Annotated in this window: 3 protein-coding genes; all 3 read left to right on the plus strand. The window is 69.9% G+C overall.

The features are described 5' to 3' along the window. Positions 1 to 80 precede the first annotated feature (80 nt). Complete coding sequence (locus AC1D12_RS28840) at positions 81 to 965, plus strand: UDP-2,3-diacylglucosamine diphosphatase (protein ID WP_477844555.1); 885 nt, start codon at positions 81 to 83, stop codon at positions 963 to 965. Then, the gene (locus AC1D12_RS28845; RefSeq protein WP_477844557.1) at positions 962 to 2,041 is read left to right on the plus strand and encodes a glycosyltransferase family 4 protein; all 1,080 of its coding nucleotides are present in this window, start codon (positions 962 to 964) and stop codon (positions 2,039 to 2,041) included. Before AC1D12_RS28840 ends, AC1D12_RS28845 begins: the two co-directional genes overlap by 4 nt. Continuing rightward, positions 2,038 to 3,256, plus strand: a 1,219-nt coding sequence (locus AC1D12_RS28850) for a polyphosphate kinase (protein WP_477844559.1), incomplete at its 3' end; no start/stop codon positions are given. The genes AC1D12_RS28845 and AC1D12_RS28850, both read left to right, overlap by 4 nt.

Below are 3,256 nucleotides of genomic sequence, written 5' to 3' on the forward strand. Positions count from 1 at the left end.
ATTATCGGCGGCGCACGCGTCACCGGTCCGTCATGGCCTTGCCACCGCCGCGTCATGGCCGGCTGCGAAGCTGAGCGTCCATGCAACGAGACGCCTTTCTCCGTGCCTGGACCGTCCCGCAGGAACCTCCCCCCGGGCCGGAGGACGAGCCGACCTCGCACCGGCTGCGCTACCGCAGCGTGTGGATCTCGGACCTGCACCTGGGCACGCCCGGCTGCCGCGCCGATGCGCTGCTCGATTTCCTGCGCCACGTCGAGAGCGACACGCTGTTCCTGGTCGGCGACATCGTCGACGGCTGGCAGCTGCGGCGCAGCTGGTACTGGCCGCAGGCGCACAACGACGTGGTGCAGAAGCTGCTGCGCAAGGCGCGCAAGGGCACGCGCGTCGTCTTCATCCCCGGCAACCACGACGAGTTCGCGCGCCGCTACGTCGGCCATGAGTTCGGCGGCATCGAGGTGGCCGAGGAGTGGGTGCACGAGACCGCCGACGGCCGCAAGCTGTGGATCCTGCACGGCGACCTGTTCGACGGTGTGATCCAGTGCGCCAAATGGCTGGCCCACGTCGGCGATACGCTCTACGAGTTCACGCTCAAACTGAACCGCCACCTCAACTCGCTGCGCGCACGCATGGGCCTGCCGTACTGGAGCCTGTCGAAGTACCTGAAGCTGAAGGTCAAGCGCGCCGTCAGCTTCATCGGCGATTTCGAGAACGCGGTCGCCCGCGAGGCGCGCCGCCGCGGCGTGCAGGGCGTCGTCTGCGGGCACATCCACCATGCCGAGCTGCGCGACATCGACGGCATCACCTATGCCAACGACGGCGACTGGGTCGAGAGCCTGACCGCACTGGTCGAGCATGCCGACGGCCGGCTCGAGATCATCGACTGGGCGCAGCAGCTGCGCGACCGCGAGCCGCAGGCGGCGCCCAAAGTGGCACCAGCGGCGCACACCGTGGCGGAGGTCGCATGAGGATCCTGCTGGTCACCGACGCCTGGAAGCCGCAGGTCAACGGCGTCGTCACGACGCTGGTCGAGCTGCAGCAGGGCCTGGCGGCGCTGGGGCACGAGGTGCTGCTGATCGAGCCCTCGGGCTTTCGCCGCTTCGCCTGCCCGGGCTACCGCGAGATCGAGCTCGCGTGGCGGCCGGGGCGCGAGGTGGCGCGCCGCATCGACGCGGCGCTGCGCGACGGCGCTGTCGACGCGATCCACATCGCCACCGAAGGGCCGCTGGGTGGCGCGGCGCGCAAGCACTGCATCCAGCGCGGCCTCGCCTTCACGACCGCCTTCCACACCCGCTTCCCCGAGATCCTGGCGCGCGCGCTGCACCTGCCGGAGCGCTGGGGCTATGCCTGGTTCCGCCGCTTCCACGCGAAGTCCAGCGGCATCATGGTGCCGACGGCCGGCATGTTCGACATCCTGCAGGGCTACGGCTTCAAGCCGCTGCGGCGCTGGTCGCACGGCGTCGACCTGGGCCTGTTCGAGCCGGTGCCGCAGGCCGACTTCGGCCTGCCGCGGCCGGTCTTCCTGCACGTGGGCCGGCTCAGCTACGAGAAGAACCTGGAAGCCTTCCTCGACCTCGACCTGCCGGGCTCGAAGGTGGTCTACGGCGTCGGCCCGCTGCAGGAGCGGCTGCAGCGCGAATACCCGCAGGTGCACTGGCGCGGCGTCGTCACGCGCCCGGAGCTGGCGCGCATCTACAGCGCGGCCGACGTGTTCGTGTTCCCCGGCCGCTCGGAGACCTTCGGGCTGGTGATGCTGGAGGCGCTGGCCTGCGGCACGCCGGTCGCCGCCTAYCCGGTGGCCGGACCGCTCGACGTGGTGGGGCCGCAGGGCGATGGGCGCGATGGCGGCGTGTTGCACGACGATCTGCGCACCGCGGCACTGAAGGCGCTGGAAATCCCGCGTGATCGCGCCCGCGAGCGCGCGCTGCAGTTCGGTTGGGAGCCGGTGTGCCGCGAGTTCCTCGATCACCTGGTGCCGGCCCGGCCCAGCGCTGACATGGGTGTCACGAAACCGACGCAAAACCTTCATAAACTCGTCGGATGACCCCGTCGACCGTTGCTTCGCCGGCACCGCTGATGCCAGCGCTGCTGAACCGTGAAAGCGCCATCCTCGAGTTCAACCGCCGCGTGCTGGCCCAGGCCCGGCGCGACGATGTTCCGCTGCTCGAGCGCTTGCGCTACATCTGCATCGTGTCGTCCAACATGGACGAGTTCTTCGAGGTGCGCTTCGCCGACTACATCGAGGCGGTGCGCCAGCCCGGCGCCGGCGTCTCGCCGCGCGACCTGGCGACGGTGGCCGCCGAGGCCCACCTGCTGATCGACGACCAGTACCGCTGCTTCAACGACGAGGTGATGCCGGCGCTGAAGCAGCAGGGCATCCAGATCCTGAACCACAGCGACCGCAACGAGGCGCAGCGGCGCTGGGTCGACACCTTCTTCCAGCGCCAGGTGCGGCCGCTGCTGGTGCCGGTGGGGCTCGATCCGTCGCACCCGTTCCCGCAGGTCGCGAACAAGTCGCTGAACTTCATCGTGCGGCTGGGCGGCAAGGATGCGTTCGGGCGCGAGAACACGATCGCGATCGTCAAGGTGCCGCGCGTGCTGCCGCGCGTGATCCGGCTGCCCGACGAGATCGCCGGCACCGGCCAGGCCTTCGTGCTGCTGACGAGCGTGATCCGCGCGCACCTGGCCGAGCTGTTCCCCGGCCGCGAGGTCGAGGCGTTCTCGCAGTTCCGGCTGACGCGCGATTCCGATCTCGCGGTCGACGAGGACGATGTCGCCAACCTGCGCCAGGCGCTGCGCTCGGGGTTGACGACGCGTCACTTCGGCCAGGCGGTGCGGCTGGAGGTGGTGAACACCTGCCCGCCGGAGCTGTCGGAATTCCTGCTGATGCAGTTCGCGCTGCCGCAGGCGGCGCTCTACCACGTGAACGGGCCGGTGAACCTGGTGCGGCTGAATGCGCTGATCGACGGCGCCGATGCGCCGGCGCTGCGCTTCCCGCCGCATGACGCGCCGTGGCCGGCGGGGCTGTCGCGCGACGAATCGATCCTCGAGCGGCTGCGCCGCGGCGACGTGCTGATGCACCACCCGTTCGAATCGTTCGAGCCGGTGGTGCAGTTCCTGCGCGAGGCGGTCGAGGATCCCGACGTGCTCGCGATCAAGCAGACGATCTACCGCACCGGCAGCGAATCGCCGCTGATGGATCTGCTGATCGACGCGGCGCGGCGCGGCAAGGAGGTGATGGCCGTCGTCGAGCTGAAGG

The sequence above is a fragment of the Rhizobacter sp. P1_G5 genome, from assembly GCF_056405435.1.

Excerpts from the sequence above, each read along its gene's own strand:
- AC1D12_RS28840 (WP_477844555.1), top strand. The coding sequence starts at position 81 with ATGCAACGAGACGCCTTTCTCCGTGCCTGGACCGTCCCGCAGGAACCT.